This window comes from Buttiauxella gaviniae ATCC 51604 (assembly GCF_001654835.1).
GTDB classification, from domain to species: domain Bacteria; phylum Pseudomonadota; class Gammaproteobacteria; order Enterobacterales; family Enterobacteriaceae; genus Buttiauxella; species Buttiauxella gaviniae.
Genome location: NZ_LXEP01000001.1, coordinates 17,041 through 39,513 on the forward strand (window position 1 = coordinate 17,041; position 22,473 = coordinate 39,513).

Consider the following 22,473-nt stretch of genomic DNA (forward strand, 5'->3'; position numbering starts at 1 on the left):
TGTGATTGTGGCCATTGGCGCTATGCGCGTTGGGCGTTCGTTTATTCGTGGCTCTTTCGAGTGAGAAGAATGATAGATCAGTACTTACTTATGATCTAGCATAAATTAACGGGGGGAGTGGAAACGTTCGGCGCCCAAACGTTCAATCTCCACGATAGCCATTTTGGACGCCTGGACAATCATGTCGCGGCGGTGAGAGAAGGCGGCTACAGCGTGCTTGTACAGATCTGCAATGTGTCGGGCATCGTCGAGTTTCTGGCGCTTTGCGAGATATTGCGGGTTGGTTCTAACCTTCGCCTCCAGTACGGATTCATTGAACTTGATGCCGTTCATGCTCAGGTTCTTACGCTCATTGTCGTAGATTTTTGCCTCAATCGCATCGAGGGAGAGTTTTGCATCCGCGACCTCACGCTCTGCCCGCGCCAGCTCAGAGCCATACTCCATCAACAGGCGCGGTTGCTGACGCCAGACTTCCTCCAGATTGTCGCGGTCGAATTCAAGATCGGACATGATTTTTTCGTAGATATCTGTACTCATTTTGATAGGTTCCTGCTTACTTTCATGTATCTGATTGTATCAAATAAAAAGAGATTTACTGCTATGATTGGCGGTAGACAGTATGGAGGCTAAAGAGCAGAATCAGGGTATAGAGCGAACAGAACAAAGTGAGAATGAAATCAATGAATAAAGCTAAAAATCAGGCAAAAGCAGAAAAGCCTGTGCCGACTAAAAAACTGTCCCCACCCCCAAAAGTTAAGACTGCGAGGTCAGAAGCAGAAAAAAATAAAACTGAAGGCATGACATATCCGAAGACCAGTGCAGAAGGACACGCTGGTGAGTACTTATTTGCTTATTGGATTTCCCGTTATTTCAAATGGCCTTGTCGACTGCTGGATATTGATATGGGGTTGGATGCACAGGTTGAAATCTATGAAAATGAACTTTCTACCGGTATGTTTATTGGCGTTCAGGTAAAAACCACCTCACGCACAATGAGTAGTAGTCTAGGAGTACAGATCCCCTATAAAAATTTAAAGTATTGGGGGGAATGCGATTTCCCTATAGTGATCGTTTTAATTTGTCTAAACGAAGATAATAAGCTTGAAGAACCAGATATTTACTGGCGGCATTTAGACAAACAAACCATCGCATCATTATTAGGTACTGCTGGTGATAATGACACCGGAAGCACAGCAGTGTCATTTAACGAAGACCAGTATCTGAAATCTCCAAGGGATAGAGAGAAATGGCTTAGATTATGGCTATCTAGTGAAGATCTGAAGATCATTAAACGATGCGAAGGTATTGAGAGAAGAATTACTTCATTAGGGGGATTCTTTGAAGAAACAATTGTGGACGGGAATTTAAAACAGGGACTACCAACTTTCGATTTTTTTCGTGATTTAAACGATTTGTTGGACTCATATGATGAGGTGGAATTGGCTATTAGAGGTAACAATCGACTAGAGTATCTATCAGAGGAAGTTAAATCACTTAAAAAATGTCATGAGCGCTATATGCCTAAAATTATGTATGCCTTTGAACAGGCGTGCGAATCAAATAGTGTCATGATGAGTGATTTCGATCCGTATTCCCCTATAAATAACAAACTCCATCCTATACTAGTTAAAAATAGAATTCGTTAACTAAAAGGCCCGTTATATAACGGGCCTGTTTATTATATTAAGCGACCTTCTTACCAAAAATGTTGGATAGGGTGACTCTGGTCTGGCGTTTCAGCCTGTACTGTCTCACATCGCCAATCTTGTTCACTTCCATAAACTCTTTGGCCACCTTCAGTACCAGCCGATTGCGGAACACTTTGAACGCCTCCAACTGTTCCTCTGGGTTATCCGATTCGTAGATCTCCAGCAGATACTGGCACGCCTTCGGATCTTGCGTTTTAAGCGCCAGCGCTCTGGCACATTTGCGCAGACGACTGACTTTATCGGCACCATCCAGCCCTGCGAACGCCAGCGCCAGATCTAACGTGACCGGGCAGTCGATGATTTCCCAGAACTGCGACCGCATGGTGGCCGCAACTGCTTTATCCTGAAAATCCGCTGGGATAGCTGCCAGCGCTTGTGCAATCTTCTGTGCCTCGTTCATGGTGTTCTCTTTGTTCATTTACTAATAGTCTCCGCTACCTCTGCCAGAATTGCTTCCAGCTTTTCGCCTTCCTCTGGGCGAAAGTACAAAATGTTCGGGTTAAATCCGTAGAAAACGGTCACATCCAGCTCCGGCAGATACTCTTTGCGCCCAATCAGGTCGGATGGTTTGCTTTTGTTGTTGAAGAGCGAGGTCGCCCGGCTGCCACACGTCAGCACATAGGTCGGACGCACCAGATTGATCTCTTCACGCATAAAGTCTGTGAACTGGCCGATCTCGTCTTTGGTGTAGTCCTTCTCTTTGTCCTTCACCTTTTTGCACACGCCGGTGACGTAGAGATCGCCCATGCGCAGATCGCCTGCAGTAAGCAATTGCGCCTTAAAGTCGTCGTAGCCGTTCTCCATGAAGTAACCGGTACGCCCATCATTGCCGTTCGCATTGTCCAGAATGACCATTAATTTCGGCTTAATGCCAATGCTCGGACGTATCAGGTCGTCTCCCAGACCCATTTCGGCCGCCATGCGAGTCATCAGTACATTCACTTCGGCAGAGCGCTTAGGGTTCATCTCGAATGGTCGAGAGGCTTTTACAGCGTCGATCACCAGATTGCCCATCAGCTCTGCCTGGTCGCGCAGACGTTCCGTATCTGTCGCTGGCAGACTGCCAGGCTCAATCGATGCGAACGCACCTACTTTTTGCAGTGACTCTCGTACCCGGCTGTTACATGCACGCTTCTCGACCGCTTCCTCGAATTGCGCCAGCGATTCGAATTTTCCGCCAACTTTCTCACGTGCTCTCATGATGGCCTGGCATCCGTTCTCAGAGCAGCCTTTCACAGCAGAGAATGGCGCATACAGAACCTGGCTGCCGTCTTCCAGCGTGCGGATCTCAATTCGGTTAGATGACACGTTAACGTCTGGTGGCAATACACGAATGCCATAGGTTAGCGCATCCTTAACCAGCCCCTGGTGCTTATCCTCGCCCAGAATGGTGAGCGCAGCGGCGAAGAACTCAGCAGGGTAATGTGTCTTTATCTGGACACGCCAGACAAGCCCGGCCAGTTCCAGACGCTGCGATAAGAGAGCCGAAACATCCTTTACGCACGATTAACCGAAGATCTTCTGAACCACTTCACGCGCTGCCTGTGCAGACGTGGATGGAAGTTTATTGATAAACGACTTTTCGATGCCGGCAGAGAAATCACCGCGCATCATTCCGATTTTTGCGGACAGCAGCAGCTCGCGAGGGCCGATTGGCTGGCTGATCAGATGCTGTTCATAACCTTCACGGACAAGGTTCGCGAATTTCACCATCTTCTCGGCGTATTCGCGGATGACGCCAGCCTCAGCCAGCATGTTGACTTCAGCCTTAGTGCTCATGTACTTCACGTTCGAAACAATACCGAAGCGCGAGAAGTTCGCCGCGTTCTGGATGTTCGTACCTTGATAGAGACCCGTTTCGTCGCCAGAGCCGTTAGTGTTGCCAGTGCCAATGAAGGCAAAGCGTTTATGCGGAGTGATACGGCGCCAGTCCGGAGTTGCCTCTTTGATGATCAGCGGTTCTCCTTCAAGAACTGGCTGGTACACACCCAGAATCTGCGGGAACGCGAAGTCATATTCATCAGCGAGGTACACCCAGCCATTTTTCATCGCCAGCGCCAGCAAACCCGGCTCGAAGTAGGTGGAGCCATCGCGAGCGAGGATCTGGCCTGTAACGTGTGCCTCTTCCATAGACGCCGTATGCTGGGCGCGGATCAGTGGTCGATTCAGCAGGGCGCATAGCTGCGTAGGCAACGAGGATTTACCGGTTCCTGCGTGACCCCAGAGATAGCCTGGGATTCCGATTTCCAGCATCATGAAGATGTCTTTAATCAGGTCGAAGTCGCCATACACATAGTTCTTCTTCGCTTCCGGTACGAACTCCGGATATGGCGTGTTGACGTTGACTGTCACCTGTAGTGGCTTTCCGCGTGGCGTTCCCAGCTCTTTGATCGTTACGCCAAGCAGCTCGTGCGCGGCCACCAGTTCGGTCTTGTATTCGACCGTTCCTGCGTAGCCCGGATGTGCGCTAATCTCCGCTACTTCTCCTTCGCCTGAATGTTTTTCGGCACGCTTCTCATTGAGTTTGGCCAGTGCCGTGCGAGAGATCGTTGGTTCATCCGGAAACGCAGAGGTGTACATTTTCACCACTTCGTCCACGTCCAGACCCTTTGCGGACTCAGGAATGTTCTCGCAACGGCCCATAGAGATATGGGATTTCAGGTAATGAAAGGATTTGCCACACCACTTGCAGACGATGGCTTCCGGCAAATGTTCTTCTTGCTGTAGTGCAGTAGCGGTCATGTGTTTTTCCTTACTGTTTGTCGTTCGTGGGGTATATCTTATATAAATATATTAGGCTGCATAGTAAGTGATTACTTATTTTTACGGGTAAAAATATTACCAAAGAATGATACGAGCTAGCTCAGTGACGACTGACGGCCCTAACTCTTCTACGCTGTTTACCAGTGCGTAATTTTTGTAGTAACGCCGTGGTGCGTCGGTCAGAACGCCGATAGCCATCAAATCGATGTCACTTAACGTCTCAATTTCTTTGGTGATGGTTCGCAAATGCTGATGGAACCCATCGCCTGCAGCACATGGCGCCCCGTCGCTCATAACCAGCATGATCTTCTTGTCCTCCATTCGCCCTGCAAACAGAGTCGCCAGCTGCGCGACGCTCTCACCATCGACGTTATTGAGCTGGGGGAACGTCTCACACACGCAGCCCATCCGGGCGCGGATCTCTGGAGAGTTAGCTTTCTCATTCCAGTTTTTGATAATGGGCAGCATGAGCGCCTCGAAACGTGTAAACCCGCGCTTCGACATGGTTTCATAATCAGGGCTACCAAACGTGGTAAAGCCGGTGATGATGTTAGGCACATTGATACGATCTAGAGCATCCGCAATGGTGTAGGCGCTGGCGAGCGCCAGTTGAATCTTCCTGCCACCCATTGAGCCGGACAAGTCGATCACCTGCTGGACGCACGCGTTCACCGCTCTGTGGTCTTCTTTCTTGCGGAACACTCGGTCGTCGTTCATTGCCAGACGATACAGGTTCGCGCCATGTATCCGCCCACGTCTCTGGCCTGGGATAAACTGAACTCGGTTGCGGCTGGCGATGGCTCGCTCCAGGTCTTTGGCCAGAGTCGAAGAAACGCCTGCTGACAGATGTTTTTCGATTTTCAGTTCAAATAGCTTTCTACCTTCCGGAACCATGCGGTAGCGATCGACCGGTGAGTGCATTGGGATTGCGCCGAACGTCTTTCTGGTGCGTTTTACATGCTCTTCAGCCTCATCAATCAACCCGATAAAGTCGTATGAACGATCGTATGGGCGATACTCAGAAAGTGAGGTGCTCATAAGCTCTTTGCTGATGGTGGCCGACAGTGCGTCTTCGGTCATTTCGCCTGTTCCTTCTTCCATCTCGTCGAGCGCGTTGAGTGCGTCCTCCAGAGTCATTTCATCCGGAGCAGGAACAAAGCCTGACTCACTGTCTTCAGGCGCTTCCGCAGCATCCTCATTTTCTTTGCCTTCGCCGTCTGTGTGATCGGCGGCGTCATCTTCCTCTTCGCCTTCTCCTTCGGACTCCCCATGACCGGCATCGGAGTCTTCGCCGTCATCACTATCACTATCACCAGCGGCTCCAGAGCCATAACCATCGGAGTCATCGGCGTCTTCGCGAATGCCATCACCAGGTGTTGGAGAGCCAGTGTCATCACTACCACCTTCGTCATCAGAATCACCTGATTCCATGTCGGCATCATCGGATTCTGGGGTGTCTCCTGATTCCTCTTCGCCTGCTTCTGTATATTTACTTTCTGTATCACTAATTTCTTTATCTTCTGTAGGTAAGTCCTTATCTACTGATTCGGGCAAATCAGAATCCCCAGACTCTTCCTCTTCTGAGGCATCATCTTCTTGCTCTTCCTTGTCGTCGTCTTCGCCTTCGCCTTTGGTGCGCTTTGGTGCTGATTCACTATGAGTCGGTTCGTCACCGGCTTCTGGGGTGTCCTCACTCTTCGACGGCTTCCTAGCAGAAGATTTAAGCTCTGGTAATTTGCCCTCTGGCTTGTCTTTCATATCCTGCATGATTTGGGCGATAGCAGCTGCGACCTTCACGCAGTCTTCTGTGTTCGACATATTGCGAACGGCCACGTCGATACCATGCTCTTTGAGCAAGGCTACAGGCTTCTCGATGAGGTGCCAGTGTTCTTCCATAAAGTCGATGAAAGGGCTTTGGCCATCCCAGGCGCGGACGACAGGGCAAAGGAAGAATTTCAGGAACAATTCACGCTGGTTGCCGTGGCAGATTGAAACCGCCTCTGACACTTTGCCCTTGAAGTATTTGTCGATCACCAGGTTCTGTGTGGCCAGCAAATTGCGACGGGTTCCGTTGAATACCTGTCCTATTCTGCGTTCAATAAAAACGTCTTCCAGCGCGTTCCAAAGCCCGGTAGACGGAGCCTTTCCTCTCTCGCGCATTTTCATTGCGACTTTCGGATCAGTAAAGAGGATATGGGCTACCTCATGGTCGAGAAAACCACGTACTGCGTTCATGAGGGTTGGCGACGCGTCGTCCGGTATAGATGGGATGTTTACCAGCACTGGTTCGCCGCGGCGGTTGTAGCGGACATATGCTTCATTGCCTCGCTCTGCAACAGGTATCTGTTTGCCTGATAGCATCGCTACAACTCGTTTTACGCAGTCGCGGAAGTCCTGTACCTCTTTCAGCACAGATCTGGTCATGGCTTTGGACATGAAAATTTCCTTGTTATTAAAACAATTTGTTTTCTGATGTGCGTAATTTATCACTGTACGAACAGGCGACTAAGCTGTTCGTACAGGCTTCTATCGGCAGAAATGTGTGTTAAATGGTTCTCACGGCAAGGGAGCCGCAACCAGTATTGATGAGAGTGAAATGTTTATTTTTTAGCTCAAAAGTGAAAACCGTCGTATCAACCATCTCCACGGGAAACTCTTCAGATTCTAGCTCTGTCAGGATCGTCGCAACGCCATCCAGTCCAATCGCATATGCGTGCCCAACCTCAAGGGCGGTCAATTTAGAAGTTATATTTTTCATTTCATATCATCCAACTGAACACATTTGAAAGTTCGGCAATACTACTACCTATTGTATCAATATGGAATGCACATATATCAGATGCGTCTTACTTTTTTCTGTAAGCGAATAGTGAATAATTGCCTAAAAACCATAGTATAATGGCGATATTCCGGGGTTTTGTGCCTATCGAAATTAAATAGATAAGTCTTTACAACTCTGGCCTTTGCTGTAATATCAGTAAGCACTTACCAGAGATAAACAAAACACGCAAGGTTCACTACATGGCTACCAACGAAACAGATATCAAACAAGGTCGCTACGCAGCTTACATTAACTCTTTAATCACAATCTCGCCGAAAAGTCAGGCTACTATCGCGAAAGAAGTGGGCTATAAAAACGCCAATAACCTGTCTCTTATCAAAAGCGGCAAAATCCCACTTCCAGTAGATAAGGTTCGAGCTTTGGCCGAAGCGCTGGATGCAGATCCGGTTCGACTGATGCTGATGGTTCTGGAAGAACGTCATCCTGAGCTGCTTGAGTTTTTTCGCGAAGAGGGCACTGCACCTCTCTCCGCTGATGAAAAACTCGTCCTAGAAGCGTTCCGTAACCGTTTTAACGGTCAACAGGGTGCGTCAGAAAAGGTGGTAGAGGCCATCAAGTCACTGTGAGAAATTTACACGAATAAGTTCGGTGGCTAGACGATCTCCCTTGAATTTGTGGTCTATCTCGTCTAAGTCTGTTTGATTAACGATAGATGCGATGTACGTCGAGAAGTTGTTCAAGGCGTCTCGCATCTCATCCATATAATCGTGGCGATCATAGACGCGATCTATCCCTTCAAGACTGTGGTTCATAATCTTACGGGCCACCTCCTGATTAATCCCCAGAGCAGGGAAATAACTACGCGCTGTACGTCTCAGATCGCGTGGGGTGAATGACTCAACCTCCATCAACTCAGGTCGTTCCAGTATCCTTCTCAGTGCCTGGGCAATGGCCACCTTAGACATTGGCGTATCCACGCCCTTCTTCTTATTCGAAGGAACGAGCCACTGACTGCCTTTCCCGTACTCGAACAACTCTTCTACGCATTGACGCATCAATGGACTTAACGGCAGTGCGTGCTGTCTGGCCGATTTGTTTCTCGTACCTTGATTCCATATATCACGTTGAAGGTTGAACTCATCCTTTCTGGCCCGGAGCACTTCATCGGGTCGTCTGGCAGCGACAAGACAGAGCCTGGCCGCCCACTTTGTACCTTCGCACACGTTGAAGTAATCCCAGACGTTCCAGAACACCCAGACCTCGGCGTCGGTAAGCTTACGTTCGCGTGGTTCTGGCTTCGCGCCACCGGCAACTCTATTGAGCGACATATCATTCAACGGCGATGTATCAATCAGCCCCTGAAAGGCGCACCAACTCAGGAACTGTTTCATCAGGGAGAACACGCGTCTGCCCTGGACGATCTTGCCTTCCAGTATCAGTGGGTTCACCAGTTGGTTAACCAAGAGCCTACTTATATCACTTACCTTTACTTCAGAGATACGCGGCATTACATGTATCAATACACAATGAACGGCTATTTCAGGTCTACGTCTCGTTATCAGTAAAGATAAGCGAGTGAATAACATGAAGGCGGAAGAAAACGACATGTCTCCGTCGAAATTGGCGGTCGACACTGCCGACAAACCGGAAGTGCGTTCGAGGTACTCGATGGCTTCCCGAGAGGTGTTTTCAGCTGCGCGTGCTTTATCAAAGGTATTTTTCATCATCCACTCACTGAGCGAAGCCTTTTTCTGTATACATCATCAGCAAATCAGGCGTAATTTTTATTGGATTGACACCAAAATAGCCGTTTTTGACTAATGATTCCATACCTATTAAGTATGGAATCATTAGAGGTCGATTTCTTTAAATCTGAAGATGTTGGGAGTATCGTTTTAGCCAGACCTCAAAAGAGGCATAACCATGCATATGAACGTGGGTTAGGGTACAATACGCCGACTTATAGTAATAATAAGGGATTCAAGGTAGATGCACTCGCATAAGTTAGTAACCCCAGGCTTGGCTTCGCTTCCTGGCGGTCTGTCCTACCTAGATATAGAGTTTGTTTTTTCAGGCAATGAAGCTCGTAAAGCTCAGTACCGTTTAGTCTTCTGCCCACCTTCATTAGATCCTGTTGCCGCGGAAACCATGCACGGTATGTTGGGAGCCGATGTTTATACGTTATGTGTATCCGTTGTTAGCTTTGTCGACATGGTTCAACTTGACAGGGAGCAGGAACAATTACAGAATCCATTTGTTGGCGAAGAACCAATTAACGTGTTTGCAAAACCCGAAGGTTCTTTTAGTCTTACTCTGAGTGAGCTACAGTATCTTTACGGTACATTAGTTGACTTCATGATCAAAGTTGCCGACAATGAAGGTATACAAATTTTGTTCTTTGCAGCAGAACGCGAAGAATTGATAGCCACATACGAAAGATATGTGAAGAGGCTTACACGAGAACGTGGCCTAACTTACTCAAATGACGGAGCTTCCTATGCGATACGAACACAACACTACTCAGAACAAGGGTAAGATTGATTTCAAAGCGATCCATGCTAGCAAAGTCGAAATGATGAAACAGTTCATGACCGCTAAAGCTGAAGCTGAACGCAAGGGTGAAGTGGTCTTTAAACCACTGTAATCATTCGCTAGCAGTTATGAAAAGGCCCATTTGGGCCTTTTTTGTTTTATAGCGTACTCACCAACGCCGCAAACTCCGTATAACCCCCGATATGCTCACCATTTACTAACACCTGCGGTATGGTCTCCACCGGCTTGCCAACCAAGTCGCTCAACTTCTCTTTGTCGATCCCGGCAGACACAATATCGATGTATTCATAATCGCCAAAGTCGTGGCCGTGCAGCTGCTTCGCCAGCTCGACCGCACGTTTACAGTATGAGCAATTATCGCGTCCGTAGATAACGACCTTCATCACTTCACCTCGTACAGCTGCTGCTTGAGAAAATAGCCTTCCAGTGACCAGATTATTGGCTTTCCCTTACTGATAGGCTTCCAGTGCAACTTTGCATAGTTCAGAACGCACGCAGTCTTCGGTCGCAGACTCAATAAGGCCAACATGGGAGGAAGGTTTAAAACGCTCCAGTGCATCTTCCAGACCAGACTTAACATTGGCTGGCAGGTCGCATTGCGTCACATCCCCGTTAACAATGACGGTTACGTTCTCACCCATACGGGTCAGGAACATTTTCATTTGTGACGCCGTAACGTTTTGCGCCTCATCAAGAATGACTACAGCGTTCTCGAACGTGCGTCCACGCATGTAAGCGAAGGGGGCAATCTCTACTTTGGCCACCTCTGGCTTTAAGCAATATTCAAGGAACGAGCCACCCAAACGCTTCTGTAGCACGTCATAGACGGGCCGGAAGAACGGAGCGAACTTCTCGCTCATGTCGCCCGGAAGGAAGCCCAGATCTTCTTCTGCTTGCAATACCGGACGCGTCACGATGATCTTCCCGACTTCCTTATCCAGCAGACGCTGCGCTGCGACGGCAGCAGCCAGGTAGGTCTTGCCGCAACCGGCTTCACCAGTGGCGAACGTCAGAGGTTTGGTATCGAGGGAGATAAGATAGTGGGCCTGAGCCTCGTTACGCGCTTCGATGGGGGAGTTGTCGCGTTTAGGTTTTGGTGGCAGAGCAGGGGCGGCAGCCAGCTCGTCAACGATGATTGTGTCAATTTCGTAGCCGTGGATGCGTTCAGTGCCTGACGAGCTGCGCGACGCGCCTGTTTACGTTTGTTTCCCATATTGAGTCCTTTCAAGTGAGTAACTGAAAGAACTATACCCCACAAGTGATAGGTAAGTCATTACCTATCACTTGTTTTTATAAGACCCTCATAATGAGAACTGAGGGTCATTGGATGTGCAGTTACTCTAGTCTGGCGCGAACATCCAACAGTTTTCGTGCTGTTAGGCAGATATCTCGTGCAAGATCACGAGTGTCTTCTATGTACTGATAGTAGCGCTCTAACTCTCCCGGAGCCTCGCGGCGGACTTGGGAAATATCGATGTAGTTCAGACCGGCACAAAATCTTTTGAACAACCGAAAAAAGTTATCTACCTTTTGGTTCAGTTCTAATCTGATTTGCTCTAAAAATCGGTCATTAAATGAAGAAAACGGGTTACTTACCGTGCTCTCAATCCAGTCAAGAGGGTATATAACAGCCTCTGGGATAACTGCTCTGAAAGGTTCATTTTCCAATGTCCACAGATAGTTAAAATTCAACTTATCGGTGAATTGTTTAAGAATGCCTATGTCCCTATCACTGTACTGAGGTTGAGTGAGCTGCTGGGATATTCTTTGTAATTCGGCTTGTTTCGCCTCAGCAATCTCCTTCCAATTTTTCAACTGTTCAACAGAATAGGAATGGTGGTCATTGTCGATAAGCCCGGCATGGTATGCACACATCCAGATGCCATTAGAGATGCTTTTTCTCTCTTCAGATGTCATGTTTGGGTCGTATCGTGGCCCTCCAGCAGCTGCAGCGGTAATATGTGCCGCTTCGCCACTGTTTACGCTTCCCATAGGGTTTAAACCGTCAGGGCCAATCGTGACCTGATTACATGGCTGGTATGAGCATCGATGCCCGGCTCTATTCGCCAGAATTTTTTTTACTTGAGCATTAAAGTCGTCTCTGCTGCTTCCCACATTAACCTCGCTGTGCAAATGATTTTAGGCTCGTCATAAATTTCATTTGTCTTGTTCCAGACGTGCCATTTTTAAGTGTTTATCAGTGAAGGTCAGAATAGTGACACCTTCATCTTTATTCATGAAACCGGCACCGTTTATCATCATGATCAGGCGCTCTTTGCCGCGGAATACCTCATAATACTTACCCGCTGCACATGACATTGTCTTGGCGCATTCCAATCCATTCAAGGTTGTTTCATCAAATACCTGATCTTTAGTGGCAACCGGCTTCCCGTATTCTTTCGTAAGCATTTCGTCGAGCTGCATAAAGGTATATTTGCCGACGTTAGTCGTCATGCTCGACTCAACTTTGCCGTCAATTAATCCACCAGTGGTATGTGGCTCCTTGCCTTCAGCCGCAGTTTTATCGAACAGAGCGAAGGCTTCGATATTTGGGGTTCGTTTTTCAAAATGGGTTTTGTACTGGCTCTCAAGGGAGTTTTTGTCTTGGCCTATCAGTGTAATTTTATCTACTTCAGACTCGTTACATCCCGTTAGAGCGAGCGCGATCACCAGAGAGGCGAGAATATTGAGGTTGCGCTCTTTCATTGGTTTATCTCCATGCTTTACTGCCACATCCTATCACCCACATGCAGGTAGTCTAATGCTACCGTCGCTAAATGAAGGCCCAAAGGTGGTAAAACCATACGTGGAAATATTCTGGAGTCAACCCAGCAAAAAAGGGGCCTAAGCCCCTTTGATTTTTGCGCTAAAAAAGTGTTGCTACGATGCTAAGAAACAATGGTTAAGAACGTCTGCCGTGTCTATCACAGCGCTGAACGGTCTGGCGACATTTGCGGAGTCTTTCCGTTCGGACGGTGGTGGCGAACTCCAAACCGTTCAGCGCTGTGTTGGCGATGGTGGGTGGACTCGAACCACCGACCAGTTGATTAACAGTCAACAGCTCTACCACTGAGCTACACCATCCTTTTCGCGGCGGTACTTGTTCATGGACAACCAAGTAACCAAGAACTTTCCCGCAACTTGCACTTTACGTTAGTGCCAGACGAGGCTTGTGGCTCGCTCACATAGAGCAAAGATCTGGAATCTTTCTCGGCGGTTGATGGCCGCCAGATTCTTCGATCTTATTAGATGTATGGAATCATCCATGTTGTGAAACCAGGGGCGATATAGGCAACAATGATTTCACCAGAGGGTTAACGAATCCTGCTTTCACAACGTTGAGGCCACTGAGCCGATTTATGTTCGCCCCAACATATTGATCAGTCACTACAGCTCTGTGGAATCACCTGTATGATTAAAAGAAAAACAGTGACCTCAACGTTGTGCGCTGGCTAACCAAGCCAGCCGGGTTACGTCGCCGCTTTTAACCCAAGATTAAACGACATAAGTAATGGAAATGACGTAACAGGATGGACGGTCAGCTGGCTGAAACCGGGATGATGGAATGGAATGAGGAAACCAACCGCCCATCCTGTTACTTCATCGAATAGGGCATGGGTGGTGCAACATGCCCTATCCTGCGTTCTGCAATCACACTCGCTCAGTGTGTCCCATTTCGGTGACGAGGCTGGAAACTGACCTCGCTGGTGTTTGGCTTCTTAGGCTACTGCCAGGTACGAATCTTCGTTTGCAGTTATATTTAACGTTCAAACAGTCGCGTCTCAACGAAAACAAATGAATCTTATAATAAATAAATAAGTAAGTACTTATTTATCTGTAACTCGTTCAGTTGCTATCTTTTTGTTCAAGCTCCCCTTCTGTTCCGGCGTTCTCGTGATGATCGCGGTAAAACGCTTCGCTTGAATAGTGATAGTTTCGTTCTCCTTGAGTTAGCCGTAGTGAGTCTCCAGCAGAGAACCCAGGCGCCACAGACCGTCGTCTATGCGTTTATGGCTGGCAAATCTGATCAGCAGTAGCTTTACGATTAACTGACCAATGTAAAAGGCATATCCGAAGCCGGCCGCCACAAGGTAGGTTGCCAGCCACCAGTCGAAAGAGGTCAAATTACTCATTTCCGCACTCCCGTCTCGTGAACAACCCGATATCTACGCTCGCTCAATAAACTCATTGCTTCAGGTCTCATTTATGAGGCTATCAACACTCACACAGAGCAGAATCGACTATTTCGCTTTACTGAAGAGTTAGAGACTCTTTTAGGGTTTCTCTTCCACAGTGATGATATGTTGCCAGCAAGTCTGGGTATGGAAACAAAAAAACGCTATGACGTTATTCTTATTGAAAAAGATGAGCCTTTTGATGAATTTTGCCGTAAACGCGTTTATTGTGAATTGGAGGCTAGCGGTTATAGTGTCCATGTCGCGAAAAACGAAAATGCCATATCAGACATAATTGCAAGCTGCTACGTTTCAACCAGAACAGGAAATGGGCTGGACGACACCCCTTATGGAGTTATTGAGTTATTTGAGCATTCAAACAAAAGCAGTGACGGCTTCAAAGGCTATCGTCACTCTGAAACATTTGATCCAAATAACTTAAAATTTACCAGTGATGGTTCAATTGATTCGGAGGAACTTGCTACCGCTATCGATAGGATAGTCGCTTACGTCCGTCACCTACTACCGACTTCGATTTAATCTACTTCATCGCCTTAATACCCAGCACCTTACTTTGCAGTTCAAGCTGTCTAGTGTATGGTTTCGCGCGATAATAGGCTTTGAGGATCTGTTCTGGTGTCGCGTCGCCCGGATCGAGACCTTCTTCGCCCAGACAGGCCACTTTGACATTCAGTCCGATGCTGGTGAGTCGTTTGGCCGCCGACATGGTGCTGCGGATCGCTTGCTTTTCGCTGTCCCACATCATTATTACGTTGCGTAAACCTCGTGCCTTTAGCGTCAGGAACGCGCCCAACTGATCTTCAGCGTCCTCATTCATATTTCCGGACAAGTGCATCCCGAACGTGCCAATTGGCTCTACATAATCCCGCAGCGACTCTTCGTCGAAGATGGCTCGCTTCACGCCCATTACGTCAAATGCCCCTTCACACACAACGACCGTTTGTTTTCCGACTGCATTGTGGCCGTTGTAGAGAAACTTGCCCGACGCCGGCAGCTGCATGGGGAAGAGATAACGGCGTTCTGCTGCACCGGTAATGTCACGCCCCTGGAAGGTCTTCATCACGCCATCCAGATCATAAACCGGTATCAGGATGCGCATATCAAACACCTGCCCTTTGACCTGGTCTGTGTACGGATCGACGTATGCGTGCTTGCCTTCGACGCAGTAACGCAGATCAAAGTATTTGGCCAGCTCCGGGGAGATATGGCGATCCACCAGATAATCAGGAAGACGACCGTCAATGGGGAGTTCGTAATGTCGCGGGAGAGCTACTGGCCCTTCGAGTTCAACCTTACTGGCCAGCACGACCTCTTCCTTCTTCGGCGCCCATCCTTGTGAGATCAGCGCGTTCTGGACGTACTCTTCAAAATCACGACGGGATTTGCCGCTGTAGTGCTTGAGGAAGACCAGCTTGTTGAACTGAATCTCTTCGGGATGATCACCAGCAAAGCATTTGCCGACGCCATTGGTCAGGTTGAAATAAACCTTCCAGTTTGAGCTGCCACATACCGGGCACTCCTTGATATTCACCTCACGTCCACGAGTACTGACGCCACCACGACGGTAGATGATTCCTTCCATATCGAGCCATTGCTCAAAATCCAGCTCGGTCAGTAATTCTTTCAAGTCGCTCACGTTCTTAACCCTACTTTTTTCAGGTAATGTACTGATAATCCTCGGTATTTTAATACCATAAAGACTCGTGTGTTTTTTCTTTTGTGGCTTTGGCAAAAGAGAAAATTTGTTCTCTTATGGAGACCGGCGTGGAGAGCGTTTCCCCACGCCTTCTTTTTTTTAGAGGACGTCCATAATGCGTTCGATGAATCGCATTTGTTCGAGGTTCTGCTTAACGCGGATGCTTACTCCGCCTTTCTGGTTACGTGAACCAGCGAAGTACAGACGCGCTTCACCTTTCGCTTCTTCCTCTTCCGTTTTGTTGATAGTGATAACGAGGTCAGCGATACGCACCTTCTCGATGTTGTCCGCTGCGTGCATCATTGTGGCCACCTCTGAAGCGCCACCTTCCCTGTTAGTCTGCGATGCAGTGATGCCGGCAACGTTGTGTTTGTCGTACAGCGCACGCAGGTCAGTGTAGATGCTGCGAATGTTGGCGCGGTCGTCGCGGAGGTCGTAGCTGGCACGCATCAGATCGGCGTAGTCGACCACGACCATGTCGGGGATCATGCCATTGGCTTTCATGCTGCCCAACATACGATCCAGATCTGCAGGCGACATGCTTCCGGACGGTCGCTCAACAATCCACAAGCTCCCCACGCCTTTCGTCGCGCCCAGCTCCGCCAGTTTGCGATGGACGTCGTCGCGACGCTCCACCAGCTTGGACATTTCGGTCTCAGACAGACGGGCGTCAAAGCGATCTGACAGAATGGAGGTGTGAACTTCCAGCGACAGATACAGGACGTTGTTACCGGCAAGCGTGGCGTTGATGGAGAATTCACCCATCGCCGTCGATTTACCAGACTTCGCGAAGCCCATGAACAGCACCATTTCACGCTTTGCCCAGCCTTTCTGGTAAAGCAGCTTGTCGAGCAGCGGTAGACCCGTTGTGATGCTGTTTGGCACGTAATCGTCGGACGCTTCGTACTCACGCGCCTTGTAACGCTCTGCTGATTCAGAGAAGTAATCGTAGATGCCGGTCGCTTCGTTAGAGCCGATTTGCTGGACTTTGCCCATGATTGCCATTGCGCCCTGGAAATCGCCCTTCTCTTTCATCTCAGCCGCTTTAATCAGCGCGTCGTCGAACGCTACGCTTTTGGCAAACGTCGCGACCTGGTCGACCATGTACGCCGTATCTGACAGCTTCTCAGCGAGAATCCGCTTAAATGCCTCAACAACGTCAGGGAACAGCTCTTCGCGGATCGTCTTATCGCGCTTGGCGCGTTTGAGCATGTCGAGGATGGCCGACGATGATGGTGCGCTCTTATACATTCTGTAGTAGCCCGACACCATGTTCACCAGAATGGCGTTGGCCGCATTGGAGAACTGGTTTGGCGCAACCAGATCACCGGCGCGAGTCAGAAATTCATGGTCGCGACAGAAGTAGGCTGCGAGTCGATTCTGGAAGTCGTCGTCGAACTCTTCAGACAACCCTCGTCCTGTGTGGCAAAGTTCGGTCATGTGCTTTCCTTTGGTGCTTAAACAATTTGTTTTCTAATGCTAAAAAAGCCAAATAGGGGATCAACAAAATCGCCGAGCTTCTTCCAGTTCTTCCGGGAAGTGCGCGTAAATCACACGCTCAGGCACGATTTCCATCAACCAGACAGCGGAGAAGATAATGCGGACGCGTTTGTCTCGGGTAATGCCACGTAGACGCTCCAGAACCCACTCAAAATAGCGCTCTTGAATCGGGTCGTGTTGCATCTCTCCCAGATGCTTAAAACTCACCAGAGAGTCATCCAGACGGGTTACAGCGCGTTTGGCTAACTTCTCTTCAAATATCTCGATCAGCTCGGGCTGCCAGAGATGCTGGGGGCGCGGTAATTTATCCCACAGACGGCGTGCAGCTGCGGAAAGAACGGTAGAAATGAAGTAGTCATAAGAGCAGCAGTACTGGTCGGCAAACTGGCGTGCTTTCCAGAGAGACGTTTTGTTGGCCGTCGACAGCTCCTGATACGGCACACGTTTCAAACCGGTAGTGAATTGGGCCGTCTCATAGTGTTCGCGGCCATGCGACAGCATGATGTATGAGTACTGGCGCTTGTATGCCTCAGTGAAAAGGCATGTGGCCATAAGCGGGTGCATGTCGCGGTAATCAAACCACTTTGTCTCGAACAGCTCAGCCTCATCCTTGCAGCGTGACAGCCCAATATTCTCGGCCACCCACTTGTCCATGACTGTGGTGTCCCACTCGGTCATGAAGTCGTACTGGTCGTTGTTAATAGTGTTAAAGAAGATCTGGCTCATGTGCTCCGACCGATAGGTATTTACTTACTTATCATAATGGGCAAATCATAACGACTGGAGATGTTTTTTGGAAGTGGAAACGGAAGGGAATGTGTCTGGGAAGTTGGCATAGAAAAAGACCTGCTTCCGTATAAATAATAATAAGTAACTTAGTATTTATATACAGAAGCAGGTTCTTAATTGAAGCTGCCAGAACTAGTAACCTTGAAAAGAAAGGTTCTTGTCCAGCTCCACACGCTTCAGTTGGTACGAGTCAGTCGGGCAAAGCATTTTGTACACGGCCAGATTGCTGTCCAGCAGCTCGCGGGCAAATCTTTCCAGCTCTGGATAGGGTTTGCATCCAATAGAAATCTCTTTGATGAGCGAGGTGTCGAACTTCTTAAGCCCTGGCAGCTCAGAGATAATCCGGAACTCTTCTTCGTACTTCCAGCTCTCACCCTTGTGCAGAAAGATGGCCCTGACAATGTCGTACACATCAGCGGTATAGAAGTTCACTTCAGGCGGCGATTTCACGTACTCTACATCACCGTTTAACGCTGTGTGTCGGTCATCCAGCGCTTCCACAATAGCGTCATCAAACCCTATGCAAAATCCAGAGTGGGATCTGGCGTAATGCGACCACATCAGGTGATTAGTGTCAGTTCTGGTGAGGCATATCACACCGGTATTTAAAAGCAGATTTCCGCGCAGCATATAGGCGTCAAACTCTTCGGCGTTTTTGGTTCGCCCTCTTAACCAGTTCTCACCGTCATCGTCGCTTTTGCCGGGCCACATTTCATGATATCGAACACGCTTCTCCGGTATCGTGGCGTCAAAACTAAATTTGGCTTTGAATTCGGCAGGGTCATTGAAGTCGTGTGGCCGGGTGGCTCGGATGGTTCCATCTTCGATGAAAAATTTGAGAATTTTGATTAATTCGTTTGGGTCTTCATGCCCTACGTATTTGTATAGCATTTTTATCCACTATTTTATATTGAAACACAGAATGGCACACGTAATTATCTCAACCAATAAACAGGCCATTAAAAATATTAACAGCCTGTTCCAATAGCATTGGTTAAATTTACTTATCCGTAACTCTTTGTTCAACTTCCTTGACTTGGTTGTCAGTGAGATTCGCTATATGCTCACTCAATAACTTGTTAATCAAATACCGTTTTTGTTCATCCGACAAATCTAGACGCTTATCAATATGCCTCAAAGAACTGCCAAACTTCTCGCTGATTGCATCACCATTGAACACTTCAATGATTGTTTTGGTATTCATGATCAAAACGCCAACAACAAAACAACCAGCGTTATATATCCAGTCAACAACAAAGCCTTTGGTAAGCAAGAATGGTGTAAAAATATGAAGTACGACCCACAGTAGAGCGCCGATAAGCGACCCAAAAACAGTTCTAAGTGGATAGCCTAATAGCAAAATATCCATTGCCCTGTTGAGATATCTACTTGTCAGATCTTTATCTGGCATCCAAAGCCCCCTCTCCCAAATGAGAATTTGGGATTTCTTCTAAAACAGGGTCATTCAATATCTTACGTTTGCCACCACTGCTACCAGTATCGATGTTGTCGATATTGGTCTCAATAAATTTAAGTAACTGGATAGCTTCAGCACTATTATTACCGAAAAAGCCTTTAGCTATACGATAAGCCAAAACTCTCTCTTTTAGCTCTAGTAAAGCAAAGGCTACAGTTCCAGTGATGGTAACGATAGAGCTATAGCCGAATAAGTAGCTCAGCGCTGCGCCGAAAAATATCATCATCACAGAGAGAAGCTTAACCTTGCTGAAGGTTTTCTTTTCATTCAAGAGATAAAGTTCGACGATTGTCTTCCTCTTTAACTCTTCTCGCTCTTTCTTGACACTTTCGTCACGTTTCTCTTTATACTCTTGTATTTTTAATCTGTATTCTTCGGATTTAATATACTTTAAAGTGTTGCGGTATAATCCGCTACATATCATTCCAATCATTGAACCTGCAATAGAAATAACACCTTGGTTTGAAATTCCTAGCAAGCCGATAACTTTGCCAAACACAATTGCGGCTAATATGGCCAACGCTAAGCCAATAAGCCAACCTAAATGCCTAGACAAAAATTTAGCCATATCAACCTTTCTTCATCAGCTCACGCTTGATTTCATCGGTACGCGTCGTGACATCGGACGGCGTAATCGCCTCGTTCAGTTTCACGATGTCTTCGATTTCCTGCGGTGACTTCTCTGCCAGATGGAAAATGGCTGCACGAATCACGTCAGAACGAGTGAACTTCTCGAAACGAGGGATGAACTTCATCATCTCCAGCAGATCGAAGTACTCGTCTTCCAGCGACATTGTGCGGCTCTTAATTTTCTCTTTACCACGAGTTGGACGTCCCTGTGGTCTGACTGGCTGGCGCATAGGTGTACTGCTTTTAACCGACGCATCCGGCTCTTTGCGCTTGGCAAGGTCTCCCATTTTCATGGACATTATTCTTCCTCCAGACTCAAGATGTAATCTACCAATTCTTCAAACTCGGCTTCCGCCTTCTTGTCGCGTTCTGCACCTTTCATTTCAAAGATAGAACGGCCAGCTTCTTCTGCATCGTCATACACGTTGCGGTTATAAAGATTAACCGGTGCTGCCTCGATGCCGAATGTTTCCACAATCTCTTTTGCGGCCAAAATACGTGATGCCTGGGAAGGCAGTGACGGACACTGGTTCACTACCGCGCGGATCTTCACAGTCTCGTTCACGTTGCGAACGTTGTCGATAATCGGGTCTATATCGCGCAGGGATTTCAAATCACGACGTTTAGGGCGCAGCGGGATGATGATCACGTCAGCCATAAGCATCGCCAGACGCTGAATTTCGGAGTCAAAGCCACCAGCATCCACCACTACATAATCGGTGCGTCCCTGAAGTGATTTAAGATGTTTGACGATGTCATCCTGAACATATGCGAAGGGAATCAGCTCAAGATCATCATTCTGGCGACGGTCTTCACACCAGCTCGTCGTGGTGCGCTGGATATCGATATCGGTTACATGAACCTTCTTTTTCTTTTTAACTTTGAGGCATACCGCAATTTGCTGGGCAACGGTAGATTTGCCTGGGCCGCCTTTTGTGCCGCCAACCACAATGATCTTGGTCATTGGTGAGTTCCCTTTGCGTGAATTATTGTCGTATGAAACAACTTGTTTTCTTATATGTGATATAGCCTAAATGCCTACGGCTGCGGTGTAAAGGTTAAATGATAGGTACTTGGGGAATGTGGGCGTGGGATCAAAAAACCCGCCGTAGCGGGTTTATGGGAGAGAGATGATGTTGACGATGTGCGTACAAGAGCCTTTATCAAGTCGCAGCTCGCGGTCTCCCCACTCGTCTGTTACGCGACTTAAAGGCAAACTGCCAATATCCCACGGCAGGAAGCCGGTGGCAGAACCCTTTGCCTTGTCGCCGAGTTGGTCAAGACAACATTTTTTCACGGTATCGTAGATCATAACCTCGCCATATCTCCGCATAGTACCTGACCACATGGACGCACCCAGAATGGTTTGCAAATTGTCGCAAACGAGGTGTCGGTATTTATCCAGTATGAAGCGATATGCTGTAGAGCCTATGCGGGCTGAGTCAAAAGGCGGTTCGAGATAAGCGCCTTTGATTTGCTTACCGAGGTATTCATTCCCATCGACGCCGATAAACGGAAAATCGTTATAGGCAAACCGGCCCACAACCTTCAGCTCTTCTGGGCTAAGAGTCGCATCCACGATCTCAATTTTGATGATGTGCTCGGCGGCCTGAAACGCATTCAGCCCCTCTTCATCCATAACCCGCGTGATTTCGTCAAATTGATAATCTGAGTTATAGGAGGGCAAAAGATACACAACGAGAAAGTTGTCGAACTCACCATTATCGGCACGCATCTCCACCAGACGAACAACATCGCCTCCTGGTGTCGCGAAATGAAAGGTCTCTAAAATAGTATAGCCGCCCATAGAGAGCGGCATTTTGTTCAACTGCTTGTTGTAGCGTTCATCAATTAAAGAAGGTGCCATTGTTCTTTTTTGCGTTCTGGTAAAACGCTTTCCTTGAGGTCGTTGAACTTATTCTTCATGAATTGTACAACGGCTTTCTCAATTTTTGGAACAATGGATTCTTTAACATCAACAATTTCGGGGTACTGTTCTTGCGGCTTGAGGACAAAGCGCAATTTGTTATTGCTCACAACGACCTCTGCCAACGGAGTTACAGTTGAGGTGCTATTGGAGATGTTCTCTGCGCGAGCAACATCACTTTTGAAAGTGACAATGAAGTGCTGGCGGTCAGCTGTTTCGCGACATAACATGCGGCGCACTTCCACTGAGTCTTCACTGTTGTGAAAACGCATAGGGAAGCTATCGACTACCGCAGTGTTCGTGCGGATCGTTTGCATAGTACGTGTTTTGTCATGATAGTTGAGCATGTTTCCACCTTAGCCGTTAAGACGTTGATGTCGTGCGGCGACCCCATCGGGGTTTAGAGGCTACGAGGATGCAGCGCATCTTTGAAATAATGTATGAATGTCTT

Annotated in this window: 24 protein-coding genes, 1 tRNA gene and 3 pseudogenes; 5 read left to right on the plus strand and 23 right to left on the minus strand. The window is 48.0% G+C overall.

What is annotated here, in order from left to right; all coding sequences use genetic code 11:
• Positions 1 to 105: 105 nt before the first annotated feature.
• Positions 106 to 537 (minus strand): hypothetical protein, encoded by a 432-nt coding sequence (locus tag M977_RS00105; RefSeq protein WP_064511532.1) that lies wholly within the window; start codon positions 535 to 537, stop codon positions 106 to 108.
• Positions 538 to 680: 143 nt separating this feature from the next.
• On the opposite strand from M977_RS00105, the gene M977_RS00110 reads away from it, so the two are divergent.
• Positions 681 to 1,646, plus strand: coding sequence for a DUF4365 domain-containing protein (locus tag M977_RS00110; RefSeq protein WP_167351073.1), 966 nt, complete (start codon positions 681 to 683; stop codon positions 1,644 to 1,646).
• Positions 1,647 to 1,683: 37 nt separating this feature from the next.
• Here M977_RS00110 and M977_RS00115 read toward each other — a convergent pair whose 3' ends face one another.
• From M977_RS00115 to M977_RS00135, 5 genes and pseudogenes are all read right to left on the minus strand, one after another.
• Positions 1,684 to 2,127 (minus strand): DUF7740 domain-containing protein, encoded by a 444-nt coding sequence (locus M977_RS00115; protein WP_002213143.1) that lies wholly within the window; start codon positions 2,125 to 2,127, stop codon positions 1,684 to 1,686.
• Positions 2,124 to 3,143, minus strand: a pseudogene (locus M977_RS24080) (helix-hairpin-helix domain-containing protein); the annotation flags it as partial. The gene M977_RS00115 and the pseudogene M977_RS24080, both read right to left, overlap by 4 nt.
• A gap of 72 nt (positions 3,144 to 3,215) precedes the next feature.
• Positions 3,216 to 4,451: an AAA family ATPase gene (locus M977_RS00125; protein WP_064511533.1), complete on the minus strand. Its 1,236-nt coding sequence runs from the start codon at positions 4,449 to 4,451 to the stop codon at positions 3,216 to 3,218.
• 96 nt (positions 4,452 to 4,547) lie between these two features.
• A complete protein-coding gene (locus M977_RS00130) occupies positions 4,548 to 6,908 on the minus strand; it encodes a cobaltochelatase CobT-related protein (RefSeq protein ID WP_064511534.1) in 2,361 nt (786 codons plus the stop codon).
• A gap of 109 nt (positions 6,909 to 7,017) precedes the next feature.
• On the minus strand, positions 7,018 to 7,230 hold the full coding sequence (locus M977_RS00135; protein WP_064511535.1) for a hypothetical protein: 213 nt from the start codon (positions 7,228 to 7,230) through the stop codon (positions 7,018 to 7,020).
• 263 nt (positions 7,231 to 7,493) lie between these two features.
• On the opposite strand from M977_RS00135, the gene M977_RS00140 reads away from it, so the two are divergent.
• Positions 7,494 to 7,880, plus strand: a complete 387-nt coding sequence (locus M977_RS00140; RefSeq protein WP_064511536.1) for a helix-turn-helix domain-containing protein — start codon at positions 7,494 to 7,496, stop codon at positions 7,878 to 7,880.
• On the opposite strand, the gene M977_RS00145 is transcribed toward M977_RS00140, so the two are convergent.
• Complete coding sequence (locus M977_RS00145; protein WP_064511579.1) at positions 7,872 to 8,978, minus strand: tyrosine-type recombinase/integrase; 1,107 nt, start codon at positions 8,976 to 8,978, stop codon at positions 7,872 to 7,874. The two genes, M977_RS00140 and M977_RS00145, sit on opposite strands and share 9 nt — an antisense overlap.
• A gap of 265 nt (positions 8,979 to 9,243) precedes the next feature.
• Between M977_RS00145 and M977_RS00150 the strand changes: the two genes are divergently transcribed.
• Both M977_RS00150 and M977_RS25445 read left to right on the plus strand, forming a co-directional pair.
• Positions 9,244 to 9,789, plus strand: a complete 546-nt coding sequence (locus tag M977_RS00150; RefSeq protein WP_064511537.1) for a hypothetical protein — start codon at positions 9,244 to 9,246, stop codon at positions 9,787 to 9,789.
• A complete protein-coding gene (locus M977_RS25445) occupies positions 9,752 to 9,898 on the plus strand; it encodes a hypothetical protein (protein ID WP_167351074.1) in 147 nt (48 codons plus the stop codon). Before M977_RS00150 ends, M977_RS25445 begins: the two co-directional genes overlap by 38 nt.
• 46 nt (positions 9,899 to 9,944) lie before the next feature.
• On the opposite strand, the gene M977_RS00155 is transcribed toward M977_RS25445, so the two are convergent.
• The 6 genes and pseudogenes from M977_RS00155 to M977_RS00180 form a co-directional block, all read right to left on the minus strand.
• Entirely contained in the window at positions 9,945 to 10,190 is a 246-nt protein-coding gene (locus M977_RS00155) for a GrxA family glutaredoxin (RefSeq protein WP_064511538.1), read from the minus strand.
• Positions 10,191 to 10,256: 66 nt separating this feature from the next.
• Positions 10,257 to 11,020 (minus strand): annotated as a pseudogene (gene phoH / locus M977_RS00160) (phosphate starvation-inducible protein PhoH).
• A 122-nt stretch (positions 11,021 to 11,142) separates the two neighbouring features.
• Positions 11,143 to 11,799, minus strand: coding sequence for a longin-like domain-containing protein (locus M977_RS00165; protein ID WP_245163461.1), 657 nt, complete (start codon positions 11,797 to 11,799; stop codon positions 11,143 to 11,145).
• Between the two features lie 165 nt (positions 11,800 to 11,964).
• Entirely contained in the window at positions 11,965 to 12,513 is a 549-nt protein-coding gene (locus M977_RS00170) for a hypothetical protein (RefSeq protein ID WP_064511539.1), read from the minus strand.
• 303 nt (positions 12,514 to 12,816) lie between these two features.
• Positions 12,817 to 12,891, minus strand: a tRNA-Asn gene (locus M977_RS00175).
• Positions 12,892 to 13,634: 743 nt separating this feature from the next.
• Positions 13,635 to 13,940 (minus strand): annotated as a pseudogene (locus tag M977_RS00180) (C-type natriuretic protein).
• A 189-nt stretch (positions 13,941 to 14,129) separates the two neighbouring features.
• Here M977_RS00180 and M977_RS00185 point away from each other — a divergent pair.
• Entirely contained in the window at positions 14,130 to 14,522 is a 393-nt protein-coding gene (locus M977_RS00185) for a hypothetical protein (protein ID WP_064511540.1), read from the plus strand.
• A gap of 1 nt (position 14,523) precedes the next feature.
• On the opposite strand, the gene M977_RS25450 is transcribed toward M977_RS00185, so the two are convergent.
• From M977_RS25450 to M977_RS00235, 10 genes are all read right to left on the minus strand, one after another.
• Positions 14,524 to 15,639 carry a hypothetical protein gene (locus M977_RS25450; RefSeq protein ID WP_064511541.1) on the minus strand — a complete coding sequence of 372 codons (1,116 nt, stop codon included), beginning with the start codon at positions 15,637 to 15,639 and terminating at the stop codon, positions 14,524 to 14,526.
• A gap of 159 nt (positions 15,640 to 15,798) precedes the next feature.
• Positions 15,799 to 16,803 (minus strand): DnaB-like helicase C-terminal domain-containing protein, encoded by a 1,005-nt coding sequence (locus M977_RS00195; protein WP_209438591.1) that lies wholly within the window; start codon positions 16,801 to 16,803, stop codon positions 15,799 to 15,801.
• A 396-nt stretch (positions 16,804 to 17,199) separates the two neighbouring features.
• The gene (locus tag M977_RS00200) at positions 17,200 to 17,925 is read right to left on the minus strand and encodes a hypothetical protein (protein WP_064511543.1); all 726 of its coding nucleotides are present in this window, start codon (positions 17,923 to 17,925) and stop codon (positions 17,200 to 17,202) included.
• Positions 17,926 to 18,120: 195 nt separating this feature from the next.
• Positions 18,121 to 18,879 carry a DUF2971 domain-containing protein gene (locus M977_RS00205; RefSeq protein ID WP_064511544.1) on the minus strand — a complete coding sequence of 253 codons (759 nt, stop codon included), beginning with the start codon at positions 18,877 to 18,879 and terminating at the stop codon, positions 18,121 to 18,123.
• Positions 18,880 to 18,988: 109 nt separating this feature from the next.
• Positions 18,989 to 19,399, minus strand: a complete 411-nt coding sequence (locus M977_RS00210) for a hypothetical protein (RefSeq protein ID WP_064511545.1) — start codon at positions 19,397 to 19,399, stop codon at positions 18,989 to 18,991.
• Entirely contained in the window at positions 19,389 to 20,033 is a 645-nt protein-coding gene (locus M977_RS00215) for a hypothetical protein (RefSeq protein WP_064511546.1), read from the minus strand. Before M977_RS00215 ends, M977_RS00210 begins: the two co-directional genes overlap by 11 nt.
• Position 20,034: 1 nt before the next feature.
• Positions 20,035 to 20,388, minus strand: a complete 354-nt coding sequence (locus M977_RS00220) for a hypothetical protein (protein WP_167351076.1) — start codon at positions 20,386 to 20,388, stop codon at positions 20,035 to 20,037.
• Between the two features lie 5 nt (positions 20,389 to 20,393).
• On the minus strand, positions 20,394 to 21,059 hold the full coding sequence (locus M977_RS00225; protein ID WP_064511548.1) for a division plane positioning ATPase MipZ: 666 nt from the start codon (positions 21,057 to 21,059) through the stop codon (positions 20,394 to 20,396).
• Between the two features lie 153 nt (positions 21,060 to 21,212).
• Positions 21,213 to 21,962 carry a hypothetical protein gene (locus tag M977_RS00230; RefSeq protein WP_245163462.1) on the minus strand — a complete coding sequence of 250 codons (750 nt, stop codon included), beginning with the start codon at positions 21,960 to 21,962 and terminating at the stop codon, positions 21,213 to 21,215.
• On the minus strand, positions 21,947 to 22,369 hold the full coding sequence (locus tag M977_RS00235; protein WP_064511549.1) for a hypothetical protein: 423 nt from the start codon (positions 22,367 to 22,369) through the stop codon (positions 21,947 to 21,949). Before M977_RS00235 ends, M977_RS00230 begins: the two co-directional genes overlap by 16 nt.
• Between the last annotated feature and the right edge of the window lie 104 nt (positions 22,370 to 22,473).